Source organism: Arthrobacter sp. StoSoilB19, assembly GCF_019977275.1.
Taxonomy (GTDB): Bacteria; Actinomycetota; Actinomycetes; order Actinomycetales; family Micrococcaceae; genus Arthrobacter.
Map to the genome: position 1 here is coordinate 3,058,018 of NZ_AP024650.1, position 22,140 is coordinate 3,080,157.

The following is a 22,140-nucleotide window of genomic DNA, read 5'->3' on the forward strand; positions in this document are numbered from 1 at the left end:
ACATCGAACGCGGCGCCGTGAGCGTCATTGTTGCGCTGATGCTGGTGGTCCTGCTCGGATTCGGTGCCATGGCGGTCGACGTGGCAATGATGTACTCCGAGCGAACCCAGCTGCACAACGGAGCCGACTCCGCCGCGCTGGCTATCGCGCAGAAATGTGCCAAGAATCCCAACGATTCGGACTGTTCCAACACTTCGTCTCTGGCTAAAACCCTGGCGAACAGTAACGCCAACGACGGCCTCAGCAACCTCAAGTCCGTTACGATCGACACGACAAACCGCAAGGTGTCGGTCTCAGTTGCATCCCAGGAGGCAGGGCACACGCCCAATCAGGTGTCCCTCTTCTTCGCCCGCGTCCTAGGGATCAACACGGCTGAGGTCAACGCGCCGGCATCCGTGCAGTGGGGCAGCCCCACCAAGGGCTTGGCTGCTTTTCCCATCACCGTTTCCGTCTGCCAGGTGCGAGGACAGACTGGCGTGCTGCAGCTGCTTCAGTTGCACGGTACCGGCGCCAACCCAAGCTGCAATTACGGTCCCTCCGGCGCAGCGGTGGAGGGTGGCTTCGGGGGTCTCAAACAGGATCCTTCGGCATGCGGCGCCACCATCGACATCTCGAAGAGCACCGCCGGCGGAGACACTGGAAACAACCCCCCGCCCTACTGCGACACCCTCTTGAATTCATGGGCGGCCGATATGACCGCCGGCAAAGACGTTATTGTTCTGATTCCCGTCTTCAACGCCGTCACCGGGACAGGAAATAATGCCGTCTTCGGGCTCACCACCTTTGCCGCTTTCAAGGTATCCGGTTGGAAATTCGGCCCCACAGGCCTTCCCTACACGTTCCGCAACAGGACGCCGGACGTACCGGCCGCGGTGCAGTGCCGGGAACCATGCCGCGGCATTATCGGCACCTTCGTCAAATACGTTTCCCTGGCCAACGGCTACACGCTGGGCCCAGTCAACCCGGACGGCGCCACCATTGTGGCAATAGCAAGCTAAAACGCAACACCCTATCTGTGAAAGCAACAGGAGCAGTCAGTGAAGTCACGTATGTTGGCCGGTGTATCAGCAGTGGTGCTGGCCATCATCGGAGCGGTTCTTATCGTCACCTACGCCCAAGGTGCCGACCAGCGCGCCATGAAGGACATGGACCCCACCGGGGTGATGGTTGTGACCAAGGCCGTGCCGGCCGGCGCTTCCCTCGACACCGTAAAAGCGTCCGTGACCATGCAACAGGTACCCGCCACTGCTGTTTCGAAGACCGCCCTGAAAAACCTCGACGATTCAGCCGGCAAAGTCGCCGCCGTGGACCTGGTCCCCGGCGAGCAACTCCTGGCCGAACGACTGGTTGATCCGAAAGACGTCAAGTCCAGCGGTGCAGTAAAAGTGCCGGCCGGGTTGCAGGAAATCACCTTCGAACTCGAAGCCAAGCGTGTAGTGGGCGGCCGCATCGAGGCCGGGGACCACGTGGGTATCGGTTTCAGCTTTGGCGCGGGCGCTGACAAGACCAAACCAGGCGAAGGAACCACCCAGCTCACCCTCCGCAAGGTTCTTGTCACAGCGGTCCAGAGGGCCCCGCAACCAAGTGCCAAGCCCACGGATGGCACGAATCCCCAGGACACTACGCTCCCGCAGGGATCGTTCATGGTCACCGTCGCCGTGAATGACATCGACGCCACCAAGATCATCTACTCCTCGAACAACGGTGACCTCTGGCTCACCAAGGAGCCCCTTGACGCGCAGGACAACGGCGGCTTCATCGCCAGGAAGGACAACGTGTACAAATGAGCCGCTTCGTCCTCCTCTCCCCCAGCGGCGACTTCGACCAGAAGCTGCGTTCCGCCGTCGCCCATGGCCTGCGCGGCAGTGTGCAGACAATCTCGAGCGACATCCTCCCCGCCGGCCCGGCGGAACTGTTTGCCCTCCTCAACCAGGAACAGCCGGAGGTCCTCATCATCGGCCCCGACGTTCCCTATGAAGAGGCGTTGCGTTTCGCCAAGGTCTTCGACGTCCAGTTTCCGGGCCTCAGCCTGGTCCTGGTCAGCGACGTGGACCCGTCCTTCCTCCTGCACGCCATGCGCGCCGGCATCCGGGACATCCTCAGCCCCCAGGCGGATGCAGCCGAAATACGGGTACTGCTGGAACGCGCCTGCCAGTCCTTTGCCACCAGGCACCGCGGGGCCGAACCGCAGCAATCAGAGAACGGCAAGGGCCTGGTCATCGGCGTCTTCTCCCCGAAGGGCGGCGTGGGCAAAACCACCCTGGCCACCAATATCGCCATCGGCCTGGGCCAGGTGGCGCCCATGAGCGTGGTCATCGTGGACCTGGACCTCCAGTTCGGGGACGTCGCCTCCGGCCTCTACCTCAACCCCGAACACACGGTCACGGACGCCGTCACCCCCGCCGCCGCCCAGGACTCCCTGGTCCTCAAGGCCTTCCTTACCGTGCATCCGGCCGGCATCTACGCCCTGTGCGCACCGCCCAACCCGGTGGACGCGGACCACATCACCCCGGACCAGGTCAGCCGGCTGCTGGAGCAACTGGCCCAGGAGTTCCAGTACGTGGTCATCGACACCGCCCCCGGCATGCCGGAAATCGGCCTCGCCGCCATGGAGCAGTGCACCGACGTGGTCTGGGTCAGCGCCATGGACATCCCCAGCCTCCGCGGCCTGCGCTCCGGACTGGAAGTCCTCCGCCAGCTGGACATCATGCCCGAATCCCGCCACGTGGTCCTGAACATGGCCGACGCCAAAGCCGGCCTGAACGTCCAGGACGTCGAATCCACCATCGGCGCCCCCGTGGACGTCAGCGTCCCACGATCCCGTGCCGTGGCGCTGTCCACCAACCGCGGCATCCCCGTCCTCCAGGAATCAAAGAAGGACCCCGCGGTTAAAAGCCTCCGCCAGCTCGTGGAGCGCTTCAACCCGGCCTGGCGCACGCAGACCCAAAGGAAGCTTCACCGAAGGGTGGTCATCTGATGAAACTCTCCGAACGCATCAACGCGGTCCAGGGCCGCAACCAGGCTTCTGCCGCGGGATCGGGGTCGGCCACGGCCCTGCTTGAGCCCCCGCAGCCGGCGCCTTCCCCAAGCGCCGCAGACGGTGCGGAACGGCACCTTCCGGCGCACGCCGCCGTCGTCCATCCAACGTACGACGACGGCGCGCAGCAGGTGCCCACGGCACCCCGGGTGGACGTCTTCGCAGCCATGAAGGACAGGGCGGCCACCGCCCTCTTCGAACGCATGGGCACGCGGTTCAACGACGCCGCGGTCACGGAACAGGAACTGCGGAGCACCGCCAAGAAGGAACTCACCCGCATCATCGACGCCGAGCAGGTGCCGCTGACGCCGGAGGAGCGCACCCGCCTGGTCCAGGACGTTGCCGACGATGTGCTGGGCTACGGCCCCCTCCAGCGCCTGCTGGACGACCCCGCCGTCACCGAAATCATGGTCAACCGCATGGACCAGATCTACGTGGAACGCAAGGGCAAGCTGACCCTCAGCGAGTCCCGCTTCAGCTCAGAGGAACACCTGCGCAAGGTCATCGAACGGATCGTGTCCAAGGTGGGCCGCCGAATCGATGAATCCTCGCCCCTGGTGGACGCCCGCCTGGAAGACGGCTCCCGCGTAAATGCGGTCATCCCGCCGCTGGCCGTGGGCGGCTCCTCCCTGACCATCCGAAAATTCAGCAAGACCCCGCTGACGGTCCGCAACCTGATCGACTTCGGGACCCTGACCCCGGAGATGGCCGAACTGCTGAACGCCTGTGTGAAGGCCAAACTGAACATCATCGTCTCCGGCGGCACGGGCACGGGCAAGACCACGCTCCTCAACGTCCTGTCCTCATTCCTTCCGCACGACGAACGCATCGTCACCATCGAGGACGCCGTGGAACTTCAGATCCAGCAGGACCACGTGGTCCGGCTGGAAAGCCGGCCGCCCAACACCGAAGGCAAGGGCGAAGTCACCATCCGCGAGCTGCTCCGCAACTCCCTCCGTATGCGCCCGGACCGGATCGTGGTGGGTGAGGTCCGTGGCGGCGAATCACTGGACATGCTCCAGGCCATGAATACGGGCCACGACGGCTCCCTGTCCACGGTTCACTCCAACTCCCCCCGCGACGCCGTGGCCCGCCTTGAAACCCTGGTGCTGATGGCTGGCATGGACCTCCCGCTGCGGGCCATCCGCGAACAGATCGCCTCCGCGGTGAATCTGATCGTCCAGATTTCCAGGCTCCGCGACGGTTCCCGCCGGATCACCCACGTCACCGAGGTGCAGGGCATGGAGGGCGACATTGTCACGCTCCAGGATGCCTTCGTCTTCGACTACTCCGCCGGCGTCGACGCGCACGGCCGGTTCCTGGGCAGGCCGGTGGCCACGGGCATCCGGCCGCGGTTCATCGACCGGTTCGAGGACCTGGGCATCCACGTGTCCCCGGCAGTATTCGCCGGGCCGCTGTCACCGGGCGCCAAGTAGGGACGCGGCCATGATCATCGCCATTGGAAGCGTCCTCCTCCTGGCAGCCATCTGCCTGCTCGGTGTGGCCGTGCTCCTGCCGAGCGCCCCGGCGGTGCCGCTGGACCGCCGTCGTCCGTTTGAACCGGAGCCGCCGTCCTCGCTGTCGCGCCTTGCCCTGTCCGGGGTCAGGTCCTTTGAACGGCTGCTCGCCGGCCGGAACGTCAAGCTCTTCTCCCGCGCGGAGCTGGAGAACGCCGGCCTGCGCCTCAGCCAGGCCGAATTCTTCCTGCTGGTGGGCATCGGCGCGTGCGTCGGGATGCTGGTCGGCACCGTGACGGTGAGCCCCCTCGTGGGGGTGCTGCTGGCCCTGCTGGCACCCTTCGCGGGCAAGCTCGTCCTCGGATTCCTTGCCGGCAAGCGCCGCGGCGCGTTCGACAGTCAGCTGGGCGACACACTGCAGCTGCTCTCCGGCGGCCTCCGGGCCGGCCACAGCATCCTGCGCGCCATCGACGCCGCCGCCACGGAGTCCCAAAAGCCGACATCGGAGGAGATGCGGCGGGTGATCACCGAAACCAGCCTGGGCAGGGACCTGCTGGCCGCGCTGAACGACACCGCGGACAGGATGAAAAACGAGGACTTCGTGTGGATCTCGCAGGCCATCCAGATCAACCGGGAAGTGGGCGGCAACCTGGCGGAGGTGCTGGACCAGGTGAACGAGACCATTCGCGAGCGCGCCGAGATCAAGGGCCACATCAAGGCACTGGCCGCGGAGGGAAAGTTTTCCGCGTACATCCTGATCGCCATGCCGTTCGGCATCGTGGCCATGCTGCTGGCCGTAAGCCCCAGCTACATGAACTCGATGTTCACCCATCCCCTGGGCTGGGTGATGATCGGCGCCTCCTTTGTCCTCATGACCATCGGCGCACTCTGGATGCGCAAGATCATCGACCTGAAGTTTTGAGGACCCCATGAACCTGATCGTCCTCCTCTCCGTTCTCCTGGTCTGCATCCCCCTGGCGGCCCTGGCCTGGTCCGTCCTGACCGTGGACAAGCAGGGGCGCCTGGCCGTCTCTGACCTGCTCTCCCGCGGCGCCCCGCCTGTTGCAACGGCAGCCGCCGGAGCGCCGGGGCTGCTCGAGGCCATAGGCCGGCGCCTCACTCCCCCGGCCTATGTGGCATTCCTCGACCGCCTCCTGTCCCTCGCCGGCCGGCCCGCCTCCATGCCGCTGGGAAAAGTGCTGGGATCCAAACTCGCCATCGGCCTGGCCGGGGTGGCAATGGGCGGCTGGCTGGCAGGCGTGGGAAGCAGCCCGCTGATGAAGCTCGCCGGGCTCTTCGTCCTCTTCCTGGGCTACTTCATCCCGGATCTCCTCCTGTACAGCAAGGGCCTGGAGCGGCAGAAGGCGATGCAGCTGGAACTGGCCAACACGCTGGACCAGATGCTCATTTCGGTTGAGGCTGGGCTGGGCTTTGAAGGCGCCATGGCCCGTGCAGGCGAGAACGGCAAGGGCCCCCTTGCCGAAGAACTTGTCCGCACCCTGCAGGACATGCAGGTGGGACGCAGCCGCCGTGAGTCCTACATCGCCCTGGCGGAACGGACCAACATCCCGGAACTGCGCAGCTTTGTGCAGGCCGTGGTGCAGGCGGACACGTACGGAATCGCCATCAGCCGGGTCCTGCGCGTCCAGGCGAAGGTCATGCGGGTCAAACGGCGCCAGCGGGCCGAGGAAAAGGCCATGAAGCTGCCCGTCATGATCCTCTTCCCGCTGTTGTTCTTTATTTTCCCGGTCCTTTTCATTGCCATTCTGGGGCCGGCCGTGATCAATGCAGTGGTGACCTTCAGCGGCCAGTAAAGATGCTCAGCGCGGCGGCAAGGTTGTCTCAAGGTTTACACAGAATGATGAAAAACAGGACCCCGAAGCATTTCCAGGAAGTAGCCTTGAACAATGAACAGTCCCGATCCCGGTTCCAGCGGAAAGAGCCCCGCTGCGGACTTCCCGCTGTCCGGGGTCGGTTTTCCTCCCGCTCCCGCTCCCGCCGGCGTGGACCCCTCACTGGAAGCGGCCGCCCTCTTGCCGTTGGTTGACGCCGCAGTGCTGGCGGAACTCGAAGATGAGCTGGCCGGGTCCGGACTGGCGCAGCGCTTCGCCAGGGACTACGCGGCCATGTGGGACGTGCGGCTGGCCCGGCTGGGAACAGCGGTGCTGAGCCGGGACGGGGACTCTGCCCTGGACGCGGTCATCAGCCTCAAAATCAGTTCCGCCATGGTGGGCGGGGTACGGCTGGCAAAGCTCGCCGAACTCCTGGAGGGCCTGATCCGGCGGGGTGACTTTGTCCAGGGCCAGGCGATGATGGCAGGCGTGGCCCAGGACGGGGCACGCACCGTGTCCGAACTGCAGTCAACCTACATCATGGAGAACGGCTAGCAGTTAAGCATCGTCCGGCCGCCTCGGCGCCAGCCGGTAACCCACCCCACGGACTGTCTGCAGCCAGCGCGGGGACAACTGGTCCTCTTTGAGCTTGCGCCGCAGGTTTCCCACGTGGACCTCCACCGCCCGCTCGTCCGCCTCGCTGATGTAGGTGTCCCGGTCATAGAAATCGCCCCGCACCGCCCGCACCAGGTCCGCCCTGGTGCACACGGCACCACCGCCCTTCAGCAACACGTGGAGCAGGTCGAACTCGCTGCGGGTCAGGCCCAGCGGCTCGCCCTTGACCTCCACGGTGCGTGTCCGGTGGTTCAACAGGAGTCCGTTGTGCCGCAGGACGCCGGGCTCGAGCTGCGCGGCGGCAGGAACCGGTGCCTGGCCCCCGTGTGACGCGGATTCATGCTGCTCGTTCACCTCGTGGCGCGGCCTGCGCATCATGGCTGCCACCCTTGCCCGGAGTTCCCTGGGCCTGAACGGCTTGGCGATATAGTCATCCGCGCCCGCATTCAGTGCTGACAGCAGGTCCGGTTCGTCGGTCCGGCCAGTCAGCATGACCACGTACGCGTTGCTGAAATTCCGGATTCGCCGCAAAACCTCGAACCCGTCGATATCCGGCAGGCCGATATCCAGCGTCACAACGTTGGCCTGCTTAGTGCGGACCACCTCAACCCCGGCCCGTCCGTCAGCCGCCGTATGAACTTCGAAGCCCGCCTGGGTCAAGACACCTTCGAGGAGGTTGCGTACGTCGTCGTCGTCCTCGATAACCACCGCTACACCAAGATCGTCCATTGCTACCCCTGCGCCAGGCGGAGATGGCCCCCCATTGGCCCAGCGCCAATGCCATTCCCGCTCCAACAATTTATACGCTACTAGTAAGCCCGGCTGTTCACATACGAATCGACACTGAAAATTGAAAAGTCAATTACTATGACAAGACATGTGCATTATCCAAGGGAAAGGGTGCTGGCCAAGGTAACTGGGGGGAATTGCTACACTTGGCGGCGCCTGCTTTCCGGACCTAAAGGGGTACGAGTCAGAAACATGGCCGAGCCGTTGTTCCAGCGTGGACCCGGACGCATCTTCCGGCGGCTGGGAACCCGCGCCCAAGTGGCGCTGTGCCAGCTCCCCCTTACCTTCCTTGTGCTTGTCATTGCCGTGGCCACCCCCTTCGCCTGGCCCTCGCTCATGCACTCCCCCTTGTACGTGGCCGGCCTTGCCCTGAACGCGGTTTTGTTCCTGGGCTGCTTCCTGGTTCCCTGGGAACGCCTGGCGCACCGCCCATACCTGCTGATCCCCGTGCTGGACTTCGCGCTGATCGGGTTCCTGCGCAACGGCGCCGCTCCGCTCCTGCCGGGCCTCGCGGTACTGGTGGTCTTCCCGGTCATCTGGCTTTCCGCCTCCGGCATGCTGGCGCGCAGCAGCCTGGTGCTCAGTTTTGCGGGGCCCTTCCTGATCATGGTTCCATCTGCCGTGGGCCATTTCCCCACCGTCACGGCCTCGGACCTCACCACCGTCCTGCTCTTTCCCGTGATGATGCTCGCTGTATCCCTGGCCATCCGCTTCGCGAGCGTAAGCCTCCGGCAGCAGCAGCGTGAACTGGCGGACAAGGACCGTGAACTCCGCGAACTGCTGGCCGCAAGCCGGGAACGGGAGAAGCTGCTCGAAACTGTATTGGAGGCCACCGACGTCGGAATTGCCGCCGTCGACCGCTCCGGCCACTTCCTGGTGTCCAACAGCCGCCAGCGCAACTTCCGCCGTGTCACGGGCGCTGACGACGCCCTCCCCGGCCAGGGGCACCAGCTCATCTTTGGACAGGACCGGCGCACGCTGCTCCCCCGGGACCGGCGGCCCATCAACAGGGCCATGGCGGGTGAGTCTTTCGCCGACTACCTGGTGTGGGCCGGCGAAGGCCCGGAGCAGCGCGCCATATCCACCGCCGCCCGCCCGCTGGTCGGCGAGGACGGCCGGCTGACCGGGGCAGTGGTGGTCTACACGGACGTCACCGGCTGGGTGGAGTCCCTGGCCGCGAACCAGGAGCTGGTGTCCAACGTCTCGCACGAGTTCAAGAACCCACTGAACTCGATTCTGGGCAACGTGGACCTGGTCCTGGACGACGCCGACAGCCTGCCCCGGCAGGTGTCCCAGCGCCTGCTCGTGGTGCAGCGCAACGCGGAACGGCTGCTGGACCTGGTGGCCGACCTGACGGCCTCCGCCTCCACCACCTTGAACGTCCACCCCAAGCGGACCGACCTGGCCAGCCTGGTGGAGACCAGCCTGGGTTCCGCCCAAGCCCTGGCGCAACGCTCCCACGTGGAGATCGCCGCCGACGTCCCCTCGCCGCTGTGGGCCTACGCGGATCCGCTCAGGATCGGACAGGTGCTGGACAACCTCGTGTCCAACGCCATCAAGTACTCGCCCGACGGCGGCAAGGTCAGCATCAGCGCGGACGCGGACCGGCAGTGGGTCCGGCTGAGCGTCACGGACACCGGGATGGGCATGTCCAGCGAGGACGCGGCGAGGGCTTTCAACCGGTTCTTCCGCGCCGAGACCGCCCGGAAGGCCGCCATCCCGGGCGCAGGTCTCGGTCTGTCAATCACCCGAATGATTGTGGAGCGGCACGGCGGGACGATCGACTGCGAGAGCGGCGAGGGCCAGGGCAGCACGTTTACGGTGACGCTGCCGGCCGAGGGTCCACCCCCGGCGTTCTAGTCAGGGTTCGCGGAGCGCCCGGGTCTGTTCGGCGCGGGCCAGGAGTTCGCTGTCTGAGGGGTAGGCCACTTCCTCAAGCACCAACGGATGCGGGGCGGCCAGGACCGACTTGGCGTCCCGCTTCTGCAGCAGCAGCCGTTCGTGCAGCCAGCCCGGCTCCACAACGCCTTCACCCACGTACAGCGCGGAGCCGATGAGGGCGCGCACCATGTTGTGGCAGAACGCATCAGCCTGGACGGTGGCCACAATGACGCCGTCCTCGCCGCGCCTGAACTCAAACCGCTGGAGTTCCCGGATGGTGGTGGCGCCTTCGCGCGGCTTGCAGAAAGACAGGAAGTTCTGCAGGCCCAGCAGCTGCGAGGCGCCCTCGTTCAGCAGTCCCACGTCCAGCGGATTCTTGTGCCACAACGTGAAATACCGCTCCAACGGATCCCACAGGGCGGGCCCGTCTGCGATCCGGTAGCTGTAGCGGCGCCAGAGAGCCGAGAAGCGGGCGTCAAAGCCCACAGGTGCCAACGAGATGTCATGCACTTCCACGGCCCCGTGAAGATCGCCCAGGGCCCGGTTCAATGCCCCGCGGAGCCTGCGCAGCATGGCGACGGCGGGATCCAGTTCGTGCCCGCGCGGCAGGTTCTGCCACTCGTCTTCGGTGAGGTCCAGGTGGACCACCTGGCCGCGGGCGTGCACGCCGGCGTCGGTCCGTCCCGCCACGGTGACACGCACCGGACGGCGTACCAACAGGGCGATCGCCTCTTCCAAGACGCCCTGGATAGTGCGCCGTCCCGGTTGCAGTGCCCACCCGCTGAACGGGCCGCCGTCGTACGAAAGGTCAAGCCGGATACGCAAAAACCCGCCGCCCCCTGGAACGGGGGCCGCGGGTTTTTGGTGGTTCACAGACCTAAGTCTATGCGAAGAGAATCAGCGAATTACTTCGCGTCCTTCTCTTCGGCGGCGGGAGCCTCGGGAGCTTCCTCAGCGGCGGGAGCCTCTTCGGTTGCAGCCTCTTCAGCCGGAGCCTCAGCAGCTTCGGTCTCCACGGCCTCAGCCTCGGGAGCTTCTTCTGCAACGGGTGCAGCAGCAGCTTCCTTCTTGTCGGCATCGCGCTTGGCCGCGGAGGTAGCCTCGGCTACGACGGCCTGCTTGGCGGAGACCGGCTCGAGGACCAGTTCGATGACAGCCATGGGAGCGTTGTCGCCCTTACGGTTGCCGATCTTGGTGATGCGGGTGTAGCCGCCATCGCGGTTCTCCACAGCCTGGGCGATGTCGGTGAACAGCTCGTGGACGATGCCCTTGTTGCTGATCAGGCCGAGAACGCGGCGGCGGGAAGCGAGGTCGCCACGCTTGGCGAAGGTCACCAGGCGCTCTGCGTACGGCTTCAGGCGCTTGGCCTTGGTCACCGTGGTGGTGATCCGCTTGTGCTCGAACAGGGATGCTGCCAGGTTCGCGAGCATGAGGCGCTCGTGAGCCGGGCCGCCTCCGAGGCGCGGACCCTTAGTGGGGGTAGGCATAATTGTTTCTCCTCATGTGGAAGCCGTGGGCGGCACACCGTGGTGCTGCCCTCCGGCCAAGGTCTGGTTTAGAGTTCGTCGTCGCCGAAGGCGGCGTCGTCCTCTTCGATTGCTGCGGCGCGTGCTGCGAGGTCAAAACCGGGAGGCGAGTCCTTGAGGGACAGGCCCAGTTCAACCAGCTTTGCCTTGACCTCGTCAATGGACTTTGCACCGAAGTTGCGGATGTCCATCAGGTCAGCCTCGGAGCGGGCAACGAGTTCACCCACGGTGTGGATGCCCTCACGCTTGAGGCAGTTGTAGGAACGGACGGTGAGGTCCAGATCCTCGATCGGCAGTGCCATGTCGGCTGCCAGGGCAGCGTCGGTGGGCGACGGGCCGATCTCGATACCTTCAGCTGCGGTGTTCAGCTCACGGGCCAGACCGAACAGTTCCACCAGGGTGGTGCCTGCGGAAGCGACGGCATCGCGCGGGGCGATGGCCTGCTTGGTCTCGACGTCGACAATCAGCTTGTCGAAGTCGGTGCGCTGCTCAACACGGGTTGCTTCCACGCGGAAAGTAACCTTCAGCACCGGCGAGTAGATGGAGTCGACCGGGATACGGCCGATCTCTGCATCGCCGGACTTGTTCTGAGCTGCCGAAACGTAGCCGCGGCCGCGCTCGATGGTCAGTTCGAGTTCGAACTTGCCCTTCGAGTTCAGCGTGGCGATGTGCAGATCCGGGTTGTGGAATTCGACGCCGGCCGGCGGAGCGATGTCCGCGGCGGTGACGACTCCGGGGCCCTGCTTGCGCAGGTAAGCCACGACGGGCTCGTCGTGCTCGGAGGAAACCGACAGGCTCTTGATGTTAAGGATGATCTCGGTGACATCTTCCTTGACACCCGGAACCGTGGTGAACTCGTGCAGCACACCATCGATCCGGATGCTGGTTACGGCAGCACCGGGGATGGAGGAGAGCAGGGTACGGCGGAGGGAGTTTCCGAGGGTGTAGCCGAAGCCCGGTTCCAGCGGTTCGATGATGAAACGCGAACGGTTTTCGGAGACTACCTCTTCGGAGAGGGTGGGGCGCTGTGCAATGAGCACTTAGGTTTCCTTTCGGCGAGCATCCGCTATATGACGCAACACAGGTGGTGGAAATTCGGTCTGAAGACTTAACGCGCTGGGCTTGCCCGGACCATCGCTGGTCCGGGCAAGCTCCTGCTGCGGAAAAGAATTAGACGCGGCGGCGCTTCGGCGGGCGGCAGCCGTTGTGGGCTGCGGGGGTGACGTCCTGGATGGAGCCAACCTCGAGGCCTGCGGCCTGCAGCGAACGGATTGCCGTCTCGCGACCGGAACCCGGTCCCTTGACGAAAACGTCTACCTTGCGCATGCCGTGCTCCTGCGCACGCTTGGCAGCGGCTTCAGCAGCCATCTGTGCAGCGAACGGGGTGGACTTGCGCGAGCCCTTGAAGCCAACCTCACCGGAGGAAGCCCAGGAAATAACAGCGCCGTTCGGATCCGTGATGGAAACGATGGTGTTGTTAAAGGTGCTCTTGATGTGCGCCTGGCCAAGCGCGATATTCTTCTTGTCCTTCTTACGCGGCTTGCGAACCGCGCCACGAGTCTTCGGGGGCATTTTTTCTCCTACAGAAAGTTATTGGGGAAAGTCCGTAAATCCCGAGCGGGGATTTTAACGGGCCTTCTTCTTGCCGGCGACGGTACGCTTCGGGCCCTTGCGGGTACGTGCGTTGGTCTTCGTACGCTGACCGCGTACGGGCAGGCCCTTGCGGTGGCGCAGGCCTTCGTAGCTGCCGATTTCAACCTTGCGGCGGATATCTGCTGCTACTTCGCGGCGAAGGTCACCCTCAACCTTGTAGTTGCCTTCAATGTAGTCACGCAGCTCAACCAGCTGGGCGTCAGTCAGGTCCTTGACGCGAACGTCAGCGCTGATGCCCGTGGCAGCCAGGGTTTCGTGTGCACGGGTCTTGCCCACGCCGTAGATGTAAGTAAGCGCAATTTCCAGCCGCTTTTCGCGGGGAATGTCTACGCCAGCGAGACGAGCCATAGTGGCAGTACTCCTTGATAAACCGGAGGTCGTAGGCAGTACACCCGCATGTTCCATGCGGCCCCAGCCTCCGACCGGGGGTTAGCTGTCCGGACTCTTTCGAGCTCAATGTTCCAGATCAGCTTGTGCTGCCTTTATTTACTTGCGTGGGTTAGCAACCCAGGATTTCCTTCAGGGAAGGAAATTAGCCCTGGCGCTGCTTGTGGCGCGGGTTCTCGCAGATCACCATGACCCGGCCATTACGGCGGATCACTTTGCACTTTTCGCAGATCTGCTTGACGCTCGGCTTGACCTTCATGGCGTTCCTTTGCGTGTAGCAGTGTGGTCAACTGGAGCAGCGGTCAGCTTGTGCTGAAGCCGCCCAGCAATTTACTTGTAGCGGTAGACGATACGACCACGGGTGAGGTCGTACGGGCTCAGCTCCACCACTACGCGGTCCTCGGGGAGGATTCGGATGTAGTGCTGACGCATCTTTCCAGAGATGTGTGCCAGAACGATGTGCTTGTTGGTGAGCTCAACGCGAAACATCGCGTTAGGCAGCGCCTCGGTCACAACGCCTTCGATCTCAATGACCCCGTCCTTCTTGGCCATACCCTCCGCTAACTGTTGTTGCCGCAGTCCCGCCGGAATGCACCGGGCATGACCACGAACGTTTTTGTTGGATCGATTGCCGCCTCCAGGCCCAAAAGGGCGTGGCAGTCCAGACAACCAACAAACAACACTACCCCGTTGGCCGGTAAAAGTTAAATCGGCCATAGTAGCCTACGCCGGGCGGTACGCACCATATTCGCCTGCTGGAGTGCTGACGCCTGCAGCGCTGGCCACGCCGTCCAGGATGGCCAGGCGGACGACGTCGGCTGCCGCACTCTGCAGCGTAATAAGGCTGACCTGCCGGGCAGCTTCGTCCGAGCGGTCCAGTGCCACGGCACCGGTCGCCAGGCAAAAAACGGTGTCCCCGTCGGCGAGGGTGTGGCTGGGATTCAAGGCACGGGCAATCCCCGCGTGCGAGGCAGCCGCCGTGCGCTTGCACTCGGCCGCATCAAGGACGGCGTTCGTGGCCAGCACGGCAAGGGTGGTGTTCGTCGTGGTCGCTGCTTTGATTGGCGCTGGAAAGCCAGGTTTGGTCTGGTCGAACGGGAGCCCGAGTGCGTTGACTATGGCCAGCGCGCCGACCACTACCCCGTTCTCCAGCGTGACCGACGCCGTGCCAACTCCCCCTTTGTAGTGCCCCCTGCCAATAAGTGCCCCGGTTCCGGCACCCACGTTGCCGCGTTCGACGACGTGCCCTTCCTTCTGTGCTGCCGCGGCGGCCGTTGCCGCGTAGCCCATGTCCGGCGTCGGCCGTGCCTTGAAGTCGCCGCCCCTGCCAAGGTCGAAGATCGCGGCAGCGGGGACGATGGGCACGACGCCCCCGGGAACGGCGAACCCCCGCCCGTTCTCCTCGCACCAGCGCTGGGCACCGGCCGCGGACGCCAGCCCGTAGGCGCTGCCGCCGGTCAGCACCACGGCGTCCACCGACCTGACCAGGGTGGTGGGGTCAAGGGCGTCCGTTTCATGTGTGGCAGGGCCGCCGCCCTGGACCTCCACCGAACCCACGCAGCCCGGCGGCGGCAGGACCACGGTGACGCCGGTCAGCCAGCCCCCGCTGTCCTTGTGGACCTGGCCTACCCGGATGCCCGGCACGTCGGTGATGGTTCCCATTCCCCTATTCTCCCCTCTGTGAGCGCGCCCCTGCCGCATCGCGGGACTTTGTGCGAGACTGCATTCAACACAGCGTTAACGGGCGACGAAGCCTTGGATAACAGTCCCCTGACAAGGGCATATGCGGGTTTCAGCCCCCTGACGGTCTGGTGTAGTAGTCCCTAGATCAAGCCAGGGCCGGCCACGAGCAGGCTCCCAACCCGGGAGAGACACGCATGACCCGTCAACTCGCCCCCCACCCCGCCGCCAAACCCAAGAGGCCTCCGGGGCGGTCCGCGAAAATCCCTAAGCGCCGGTGGACTGCACGGACCCGCAGGGACTTCTTTGTCTTCCTGGCCATGGCGCTGCCCAACCTGGTGCTGATCGCCGTCTTCACCTACCGGCCGCTGTTCAGCAATATCTATTACTCCACCCTCGACTGGACCCTTGGCTCCCCCACGGCCACCGTGGTTGGCCTCAGCAACTACGTCACCTTCTTCACCAGCAATGATGCGCCGAAAGTCCTGGGGACCACGGCTGTGTTCACCGTGGTCACGGTGGGCGGCTCCATGGTGCTGGGCCTGCTGGTGGCGCTGGCACTGAACGCGAAGGTCCGCGGCACCACCTTCGCCCGTTCGGCCGTCTTTGCCCCGTACGTACTCTCCGGCGTCGGCGTGGGCCTGGTGTGGCTGTTCATCTTCGACCCCGGCTACGGCGTCCTGGCCTGGCTGCTGCGCGGCATCGGGCAGCAGAGCCCGCAGTGGATCAACGACCCCCAACTCTCGCTGGTCATGGTGATCCTGGTCTACGTCTGGAAAAACCTGGGCTACTGCGCCGTGGTGTACCTTGCGGGGCTCCAGTCCCTCCCGGCGGATGTCATGGAAGCCGCGTCCCTGGACGGCGCCAACGGATTCCGCCGCTTTGTCAGCATCTCGCTGCCGCTGCTGTCCCCCACCACGTTTTTCCTCCTGATCACCACCATGCTCAGCTCGCTGCAGGCCTTCGACCTCATCCGGATCATGACGCCGCTGGGCACCGGCACCAGCACCTTGATCTACGAGGCCTACCTGCAGGCCTTCGGGGCGTACAACAGGGCCGGCTACTCGGCAGCCATTTCCGTGGTCCTGTTCGCAATCCTCCTGGTGATCACCGTGCTGCAGCTGCGGTTCGTGGAACGAAAGGTGCATTACTCGTGACTTCCCTTTCCCCGGTCAGCCCCGACCCCGCAGCTCCCGCCATTGCCGGACCGGAGCCAAGCCTCCACCGTGACCGGCCGTTCTCCCGCCGCAACCTCATCCGGACCGTGGTGGCCGGCTACCTGCCGCTGCTCGTGGCCACCCTGGTGGTGTTCCTGCCCCTCCTGTGGATGGTCCTGAGCTCCTTCAAGACGTCCGGCGAGATCGTCACCACGGACCTGAAGATCCTCCCTGAAAGCCTGGACCTGCAGAACTACCGGACCGCCATGACCACGGTGCCGTTTGGGCAGTTCTTCCTGAACAGCACCATCGTTACCCTGGCCGGGGCCACCATCAAGGTGCTGCTGGCGATCCTGACGGCCTATGCCCTGGTGTTTGTCCGCTTCCCGTTCCGGAACTTCATCTTCCTGCTGATCCTGGTGGCCCTCATGGTGCCGCCGCAGGTGTCCATCCTGCCCAACTTCATCCTGATCGCCGGCATCGGCGGGAAGAACACGCTGTGGGGCATCATCCTCCCCGGCCTTGGCACCGCGTTCGGAACGTTCCTGCTCCGCCAGCACTTCCGCACGCTTCCCGCCTCCATCCTGGAATCGGCCGAGGTGGACGGTGCCGGCCACTGGCGCCGGCTCTGGCAGATCGTGGTTCCCGTCTCGGTCCCGTCCATCGCCACCGTGGCACTGGTGACGATCGTGACCGAATGGAATGACTACATCTGGCCCCTCATCATCACGGACCGCCCCGAAACCATGACCCTGCCCGTGGGTCTCACCCTGCTGCAGAACAACGAAAGCAACGCCGCCGGCTGGGGCGTCCTCATGGCCGGGGCGGTCCTGGTCATCGTTCCCATCCTGATCATCTTCGCGGCCCTCCAGCGCTACATCGTTGCGGGCCTCACCCAGGGCAGCGTAACCGGCTAAGCTGCCGGCCGCCGTCGTACTTTCCAACCTTTACCAAGGCAACAACCGAAAGGAACCGTCATGACACTGCACCTGGACCGGAGGCATTTCCTGGGCCTGGCAGGGGTATCCGCCTCTGCAGCTGCCCTGGCCGCATGCGGCGGACCATCAACAACCGGCGGCGGCCAGGCTACCTCCCAGGCAGCCGAGATCGACTTCAACGGCGTGAAGCCCGCCGCCAAGATCGACTTCTGGTCCAGCCACCCTGGCCAGTCCCAGGAGGTGGAGAAGAGCCTGATCGACAAATTCCACGCCAAGAACCCGGACATCACCGTCAACCTGGTCACCGCCGGTGCCAACTACGAGGAAATTGCCCAGAAGTTCCAGACCGCCCAGGCCGCTAAGTCGGGCCTGCCGGGCGTGGTGGTCCTGTCCGATGTCTGGTGGTTCCGCTACTACACCAACGGCAGCATCATTCCGGTTGACGGCCTTATCAAGCAGCTGGACATGAAGATGGACGACTTCCAGCAGTCGCTGGTCAATGACTACAAATACGACGGAAAGCAGTGGGCACTGCCCTACGGCCGGTCAACGCCGCTGTTCTACTACAACAAGGACCACTTTGCGGCGGCTGGAATTCCCGACCGTGCCCCGAAGACCTGGGACGAGTTCAGTCAGTGGGCACCCAAGCTGAAGGCAAGCTCGGGCGCGCAGTACGCCTATATCTACCCCGCACTCGCCGGGTACGCGGGCTGGACGCTGCAGAACATGCTGTGGGGCTGGGGCGGCGGCTGGTCCAAGGAATGGAACATCACGTGCGACTCCACCGATTCCGTGGCGGCCCTGCAATGGGCGCAGGACTCCATCTACAAGGACAAGTGGGCCGGTGTTTCGTCCAAGGAAGCGGCGGATGACTTCTCGGCCGGGCTGACCTCCACCACCATTTCGTCCACCGGTTCGCTGCTGGGGATCCTGAAGTCGGCCAAGTTCAACGTTGGTGTTGGCTTCCTGCCGGGCGGTCCCAAATCCCAGTCGAACGTGTGCCCCACGGGCGGCGCCGGGCTGGGCATCCCCAGCGGGATCACCAAGGAGGAACAGCTGGCCGCCGGCAAGTTCCTGGACTTCGTCACCCAGCCGGAGAGCACGGCGGAGTTCTCGGCAGCCACCGGCTACATGCCCACCCGCAAGTCCGCGGACATGGCGGCCGTCCTGGCCAAGACGCCACAGATCAAGACCGCCATGGACCAGCTGGCGGTGACCAAAGTCCAGGACAACGCCCGGGTGTTCCTGCCGGGCGCCGACCAGGAAATGGCCAAGGCCGCCGCCAAGATCCTCACCCAGCAGGGCGACGTCAAGTCCACCATGACGGACCTGAAGAACACGCTGCAGAGCATCTACGACCGCGACGTGAAGCCGAAACTGAAGTCGTAGCACCTGGCCGACGCGCAAAAGCCCTGGCGACACCCACTTACAGGTGTCGCCAGGGCTTTTGCGTGTCGTGCGTGAAGGCCCGCGTCGCTTACGGAATCGGCGCGTCGCCTATGGGATCGGCACGGGGGTGACGCCGAGGGGCAACAGGTGCTCCGCGCCGCCGTCGGGAGCTGAAAGCACCCAGATGCCTTTTTCGTGCACGGCCACGGAGTGCTCCCACTGGCAGGAACGCTTGGCGTCGGTGGTTACCACCGTCCAGTCGTCATCCAGGACTGCCGTGTCAATGCTGCCGCGGACCAGCATGGGCTCGATGGCCAGGCACAGGCCCGGTTTGATCTTGGGCCCGCGGTGGCTGGTGCGGTAGTTCAGGACGTCCGGTGCCATGTGCATCTCGGAGCCGATGCCGTGGCCCACGTAGTCCTCCAGGATGCCAAGCGGTTTGCCCGGCACAGATGAAACGTAGTCGTCGATGGCGGCTCCGATGTCTCCCACATGCGTGCCGGTTGCCAGTGCCGCGATCCCCCGCCACATCGCTGCATGGGTGACGTCGGACAGCCGCTGGTCCTCGGGGTCCGCGTTTCCCACGATCACCGTGCGGGCGGAGTCCGAATGCCAGCCGTTGACGATCGCGCCGCCGTCGATGGAGATGATGTCGCCGTCCTGCAGGACGCGGCTGCCGGGGATGCCGTGCACCACTTCCTCATTGACGGACGTGCAGATGGTAGCGGGGAAGCCGTGGTAGCCCAGGAAGTTGGACTTGGCACCTGCCTCGTTGAGGACTGCGGCGAAGACGTCATCCAGGTGCTTGGTGGTGACCCCCGGCACCGCGGCGGCAACGGCGGCATCCAGTGCACGGCTGAGGACCAGGCCGGCCTCATGCATGGTGCGCATCTGGGCGTTGTTCTTGAATTCGATGCGGGGCTGGCCGAAGGCCATGGTGTGTCCTTTCAAATGGCTGAGGCTCCTCCCGGATGCCGGGAGGAGCCTCGATAAACCGGGCGCCTGGGGTCAGGCTGCCTGTGCGGCCTTGATGGCCTGCATTACGCGGTTGGTGACTTCGTCGATGGGACCGATCCCGTCAACCTGGGTGAGGATGCCGCGCTCGGCGTACTTTGCCACCACGGCTTCGGTCTGCTCGTGGTACAGGTCAAGGCGGTGGCGGATGACGGCTTCGTTGTCGTCGCTCCGGCCCGTTTCCTTGGCCCGGCCCAGGAGGCGGTGGACCAGTTCCTCGTCATCGGCGGTCAGCTGCAGGACCACGTCGAGCTTCTCGTCGCCGTCGGCGAGGATCTCGTCCAGGTAGTCCACCTGCGCGGTGGTGCGCGGGTAGCCGTCAAGCAGGAAGCCGTTCTCGACGTCGGACTCGCCCAGGCGGTCGCGGACCATCTTGTTGGTCACGCTGTCCGGAACAAAGTCACCGTTGTCCATGTACTTCTTGGCCTCGATGCCCAGAGGGGTTTCACCCTTCACGTTGGCCCGGAAGATGTCACCGGTGGAGATGGCCACAACGCCGAGGCGTTCTGAGATCCGCTCCGCCTGCGTTCCTTTTCCGGAACCGGGAGGTCCAATAATCAGCATTCTCGTCATCGCAAAAGCCCTTCGTAGTGACGTTGTTGTAGCTGCGCATCAATTTGCTTTACGGTCTCCAACCCAACGCCCACCATGATCAGGATCGAGGTGCCACCGAACGGGAAGTTCTGGTTTGCGTTGATCAGTACCAGTGCAACCAACGGGATCAGCGCCACGAAGCCCAGGTAGAGGGCGCCGGGCAGGGTGATCCGAGAGAGCACGTACTGCAGGTAATCAGCGGTCGGCCTGCCGGCGCGGATACCTGGGATGAAGCCGCCGTACTTCTTCATGTTGTCTGAGACTTCTTCAGGGTTGAAGGTAATCGCGACGTAGAAGTAGGTGAAGAACACGATCAGGACGAAGTAAACCGCCATATAGATCGGGTGGTCACCGCGGGTGAGGTTGTTGTTGATCCATTCAACCCACGGTTGCATCGACTCGCCGTTCCGGGGCTGGTTGAACTGTGCGATCAGCCCGGGAATGTAGAGCATGGAGGAGGCGAAGATCACCGGAATGACACCGGCCATGTTCACCTTGATGGGAATGTAGGTGCTGGTGCCGCCCACGGTGCGCCGGCCGATCATACGTTTGGCGTACTGGACCGGAACGCGCCGCTGGGACTGTTCCACGAAGACCACCAGCGCGACGGTGAGCAGGCCAACGGCCAGGACAATGAAGAAGGTCCCGGGGCCCTGCGAGGTCCAGATGGCACCCAGCGAGGTGGGGAACTGCGCAGCGATGGACGTGAAGATGAGCAGCGACATGCCGTTGCCCACGCCCTTCTCGGTGACGAGCTCACCCATCCACATGATCAGGCCGGTGCCGGCCGTCAGCGTGATGATGATCAGGATGGTGGTGATGATGCTGTTGTCCGGGATCACCGGCAGCTGGCAGCCGGGAAGCAGCTGCCCGGAGCGGGCCAGGGACACCAGCGTGGTGGCGTTGAGCAGGCCCAGCGCGATGGTGAGGTAGCGGGTGTACTGGGTCAGCTTGGACTGTCCCGACGCGCCCTCGTCGTAAAGCTGCTGGAACCGGGGAATGACCACCCGGAGCAGCTGGACGATGATGCTGGCCGTGATGTAGGGCATGATGCCCAGGGCGAAGATGGACACCTGGAGCAGCGCACCGCCGCTGAAGAGGTTAACGAGCTGGTACAGCCCGCCGGCGGTCTGACCGTTTTGCAAGCATTGCTGGACATTCTGGTAGTTCACACCTGGCGAGGGAATGAAAGCACCCAAGCGGAATATGGTGATGATTCCCAGCGTGAACAACAACTTGCGTCGCAGATCAGGCGTGCGAAAGGCCCGGCCAAATGCGCTAAGCAAGCGTCCTCCTGTGGTGTCAATAAGAGTGGGGGTGCGGAACTTGATAAATCCCGACAACCGAGTCTAACGGTTGAATGTGCCGTGCGAACAATCCGCGCCAGCGCGCATGCGCCGGATGGCAGGAAAATATCGCCCGGCGGATGTGAAAAACTCCCGGTATCCGGGGCCGAAGCCCGCGGATACCGGGAGTTCAACAGCTGGCGCCGTCCCTTAGAGGGCGGTGGTGCTTCCGCCTGCTGCAGCAATCTTTTCAGCGGCACTGGCCGAGAATGCGTGGGCGGTGACGTCAACCTTGACGGTGATGTCGCCGGTGCCCAGCACCTTGACGGGCTGGTTCTTGCGAACTGCGCCCTTTTCGACCAGGTTCTCCACGGTGACTGCGCCACCTTCCGGGAACAGCTCGTTGAGCTTGTCCAGGTTTACAACCTGGAACTCAACCCGGAACGGGTTCTTGAAGCCACGCAGCTTCGGCAGGCGCATGTGCAGCGGCAACTGGCCGCCGGCAAAGCCAGCCTTCACCTGGTAGCGAGCAGCCGTACCCTTGGTACCACGGCCGGCAGTCTTACCCTTGGATGCCTCACCACGACCAACACGGGTCTTAGCGGTCTTGGCACCCGGCGCGGGACGCAGGTGGTGAACCTTCAGGGCGTTCTGCTTCTCAGCAGCCTGTGCCTTATCAGCAGTGTTCTCTGCCATTTACTTCGCCTCCTCTACCTTTACCAGGTGCGGAACCGTGTTGAGCATTCCAACGGTCACGGCATCGGCGGTGCGGACAACGGTGTGTCCGATCCGCTTCAGGCCGAGGGACCGAAGGGTGTCGCGCTGGTTCTGCTTGCCGCCAATGGCGGACTTGATCTGAGTGATCTCCAACTGAGCGTCGGAGGGGACCAGGTTCTTAGCCATGA

Annotated in this window: 25 protein-coding genes; 11 read left to right on the forward strand and 14 right to left on the reverse strand. The window is 64.2% G+C overall.

Annotated elements, in window-relative coordinates; genetic code table 11:
- Window positions 1–38 precede the first annotated feature (38 nt).
- From LDO86_RS13995 to LDO86_RS14025, 7 genes are all read left to right on the forward strand, one after another.
- Window positions 39–998: a Tad domain-containing protein gene (locus LDO86_RS13995; RefSeq protein WP_231377422.1), complete on the forward strand. Its 960-nt coding sequence runs from the start codon at window positions 39–41 to the stop codon at window positions 996–998.
- A gap of 39 nt (window positions 999–1,037) precedes the next feature.
- On the forward strand, window positions 1,038–1,787 hold the full coding sequence (locus tag LDO86_RS14000; protein ID WP_026265747.1) for an RcpC/CpaB family pilus assembly protein: 750 nt from the start codon (window positions 1,038–1,040) through the stop codon (window positions 1,785–1,787).
- Window positions 1,784–2,977 carry an AAA family ATPase gene (locus tag LDO86_RS14005; protein ID WP_018769158.1) on the forward strand — a complete coding sequence of 398 codons (1,194 nt, stop codon included), beginning with the start codon at window positions 1,784–1,786 and terminating at the stop codon, window positions 2,975–2,977. Before LDO86_RS14000 ends, LDO86_RS14005 begins: the two co-directional genes overlap by 4 nt.
- On the forward strand, window positions 2,977–4,473 hold the full coding sequence (locus LDO86_RS14010; RefSeq protein WP_018769157.1) for a CpaF family protein: 1,497 nt from the start codon (window positions 2,977–2,979) through the stop codon (window positions 4,471–4,473). Before LDO86_RS14005 ends, LDO86_RS14010 begins: the two co-directional genes overlap by 1 nt.
- A gap of 10 nt (window positions 4,474–4,483) precedes the next feature.
- Window positions 4,484–5,416: a type II secretion system F family protein gene (locus tag LDO86_RS14015; protein ID WP_018769156.1), complete on the forward strand. Its 933-nt coding sequence runs from the start codon at window positions 4,484–4,486 to the stop codon at window positions 5,414–5,416.
- A gap of 7 nt (window positions 5,417–5,423) precedes the next feature.
- Window positions 5,424–6,308, forward strand: coding sequence for a type II secretion system F family protein (locus LDO86_RS14020; RefSeq protein WP_018769155.1), 885 nt, complete (start codon window positions 5,424–5,426; stop codon window positions 6,306–6,308).
- A 93-nt stretch (window positions 6,309–6,401) separates the two neighbouring features.
- The gene (locus LDO86_RS14025; protein WP_018769154.1) at window positions 6,402–6,881 is read left to right on the forward strand and encodes an Hpt domain-containing protein; all 480 of its coding nucleotides are present in this window, start codon (window positions 6,402–6,404) and stop codon (window positions 6,879–6,881) included.
- 3 nt (window positions 6,882–6,884) lie between these two features.
- Here LDO86_RS14025 and LDO86_RS14030 read toward each other — a convergent pair whose 3' ends face one another.
- Complete coding sequence (locus LDO86_RS14030) at window positions 6,885–7,670, reverse strand: response regulator transcription factor (RefSeq protein ID WP_026265746.1); 786 nt, start codon at window positions 7,668–7,670, stop codon at window positions 6,885–6,887.
- Between the two features lie 252 nt (window positions 7,671–7,922).
- On the opposite strand from LDO86_RS14030, the gene LDO86_RS14035 reads away from it, so the two are divergent.
- The gene (locus LDO86_RS14035) at window positions 7,923–9,590 is read left to right on the forward strand and encodes a sensor histidine kinase (protein ID WP_018769152.1); all 1,668 of its coding nucleotides are present in this window, start codon (window positions 7,923–7,925) and stop codon (window positions 9,588–9,590) included.
- Here LDO86_RS14035 and LDO86_RS14040 read toward each other — a convergent pair whose 3' ends face one another.
- From LDO86_RS14040 to LDO86_RS14075, 8 genes are all read right to left on the reverse strand, one after another.
- Window positions 9,591–10,484, reverse strand: coding sequence for a tRNA pseudouridine synthase A (locus LDO86_RS14040; RefSeq protein WP_026265745.1), 894 nt, complete (start codon window positions 10,482–10,484; stop codon window positions 9,591–9,593).
- Between the two features lie 32 nt (window positions 10,485–10,516).
- A complete protein-coding gene (gene rplQ / locus LDO86_RS14045; protein ID WP_026265744.1) occupies window positions 10,517–11,098 on the reverse strand; it encodes a 50S ribosomal protein L17 in 582 nt (193 codons plus the stop codon).
- A gap of 68 nt (window positions 11,099–11,166) precedes the next feature.
- Complete coding sequence (locus tag LDO86_RS14050; RefSeq protein ID WP_013601812.1) at window positions 11,167–12,177, reverse strand: DNA-directed RNA polymerase subunit alpha; 1,011 nt, start codon at window positions 12,175–12,177, stop codon at window positions 11,167–11,169.
- Window positions 12,178–12,307: 130 nt separating this feature from the next.
- Window positions 12,308–12,709 carry a 30S ribosomal protein S11 gene (rpsK, locus tag LDO86_RS14055; protein WP_018769149.1) on the reverse strand — a complete coding sequence of 134 codons (402 nt, stop codon included), beginning with the start codon at window positions 12,707–12,709 and terminating at the stop codon, window positions 12,308–12,310.
- Window positions 12,710–12,763: 54 nt separating this feature from the next.
- Window positions 12,764–13,138, reverse strand: coding sequence for a 30S ribosomal protein S13 (gene rpsM, locus LDO86_RS14060; RefSeq protein ID WP_003803743.1), 375 nt, complete (start codon window positions 13,136–13,138; stop codon window positions 12,764–12,766).
- 184 nt (window positions 13,139–13,322) lie between these two features.
- A complete protein-coding gene (gene rpmJ / locus LDO86_RS14065; protein ID WP_009358722.1) occupies window positions 13,323–13,436 on the reverse strand; it encodes a 50S ribosomal protein L36 in 114 nt (37 codons plus the stop codon).
- Between the two features lie 71 nt (window positions 13,437–13,507).
- The gene (gene infA, locus LDO86_RS14070; RefSeq protein WP_009358723.1) at window positions 13,508–13,729 is read right to left on the reverse strand and encodes a translation initiation factor IF-1; all 222 of its coding nucleotides are present in this window, start codon (window positions 13,727–13,729) and stop codon (window positions 13,508–13,510) included.
- Between the two features lie 171 nt (window positions 13,730–13,900).
- Window positions 13,901–14,839 carry a P1 family peptidase gene (locus LDO86_RS14075; protein WP_018769148.1) on the reverse strand — a complete coding sequence of 313 codons (939 nt, stop codon included), beginning with the start codon at window positions 14,837–14,839 and terminating at the stop codon, window positions 13,901–13,903.
- A 215-nt stretch (window positions 14,840–15,054) separates the two neighbouring features.
- Here LDO86_RS14075 and LDO86_RS14080 point away from each other — a divergent pair, with 215 nt between their 5' ends.
- From LDO86_RS14080 to LDO86_RS14090, 3 genes are read left to right on the forward strand one after another with little or no spacing between them, the layout of a single operon-like run.
- Entirely contained in the window at window positions 15,055–16,014 is a 960-nt protein-coding gene (locus LDO86_RS14080; protein WP_026265743.1) for a sugar ABC transporter permease, read from the forward strand.
- Window positions 16,015–16,055: 41 nt separating this feature from the next.
- On the forward strand, window positions 16,056–16,931 hold the full coding sequence (locus LDO86_RS14085) for a carbohydrate ABC transporter permease (RefSeq protein WP_223995246.1): 876 nt from the start codon (window positions 16,056–16,058) through the stop codon (window positions 16,929–16,931).
- Window positions 16,932–16,991: 60 nt separating this feature from the next.
- Window positions 16,992–18,341, forward strand: a complete 1,350-nt coding sequence (locus LDO86_RS14090) for an ABC transporter substrate-binding protein (protein WP_018769145.1) — start codon at window positions 16,992–16,994, stop codon at window positions 18,339–18,341.
- Window positions 18,342–18,449: 108 nt separating this feature from the next.
- Here the strand turns inward: LDO86_RS14090 and map are convergent, their stop codons facing one another.
- From map to rpmD, 5 genes are all read right to left on the reverse strand, one after another.
- Window positions 18,450–19,277, reverse strand: a complete 828-nt coding sequence (gene map, locus LDO86_RS14095) for a type I methionyl aminopeptidase (RefSeq protein WP_018769144.1) — start codon at window positions 19,275–19,277, stop codon at window positions 18,450–18,452.
- A 72-nt stretch (window positions 19,278–19,349) separates the two neighbouring features.
- Complete coding sequence (locus tag LDO86_RS14100) at window positions 19,350–19,919, reverse strand: adenylate kinase (protein WP_018760442.1); 570 nt, start codon at window positions 19,917–19,919, stop codon at window positions 19,350–19,352.
- Window positions 19,920–19,924: 5 nt separating this feature from the next.
- Window positions 19,925–21,235 carry a preprotein translocase subunit SecY gene (gene secY, locus LDO86_RS14105; protein WP_026265742.1) on the reverse strand — a complete coding sequence of 437 codons (1,311 nt, stop codon included), beginning with the start codon at window positions 21,233–21,235 and terminating at the stop codon, window positions 19,925–19,927.
- Window positions 21,236–21,445: 210 nt separating this feature from the next.
- The gene (gene rplO / locus LDO86_RS14110) at window positions 21,446–21,931 is read right to left on the reverse strand and encodes a 50S ribosomal protein L15 (RefSeq protein ID WP_013601817.1); all 486 of its coding nucleotides are present in this window, start codon (window positions 21,929–21,931) and stop codon (window positions 21,446–21,448) included.
- Window positions 21,932–22,138, reverse strand: a complete 207-nt coding sequence (gene rpmD / locus LDO86_RS14115) for a 50S ribosomal protein L30 (RefSeq protein ID WP_009358731.1) — start codon at window positions 22,136–22,138, stop codon at window positions 21,932–21,934.
- Window positions 22,139–22,140 lie beyond the last annotated feature (2 nt).